The organism is Phormidium sp. CCY1219 (genome assembly GCF_055795085.1).
Genome location: NZ_JAYFEQ010000040.1, coordinates 1 through 260, shown reverse-complemented (window position 1 = coordinate 260; position 260 = coordinate 1). Strand labels below are relative to the sequence as shown.

At 49.2% G+C, this 260-nt stretch carries 1 pseudogene; it reads right to left on the bottom strand.

From position 1 onward, the window contains the following. A pseudogene (locus tag AC0QH1_RS00350) lies at positions 1-260 on the bottom strand (photosystem II q(b) protein); the annotation flags it as partial.

Sequence of the window (260 nt, the reverse complement as noted above, 5' to 3'; positions counted from 1 at the left end):
GCCCAGGTGTTCACCACGCGACCTTGAGAGTCGATGATGGACTGGTTGAAGTTGAACCCATTCAGGTTAAACGCCATCGTGGAAATACCCAAAGCGGTAAACCAGATGCCCACAACAGGCCAAGCTGCTAAGAAGAAGTGCAAGCTGCGGCTGTTGTTGAAAGAAGCGTATTGGAAGATTAAGCGACCGAAGTAGCCGTGGGCTGCAACGATGTTGTAGGTTTCTTCCTCTTGTCCGAATTTGTAACCGTAGTTTTGAGA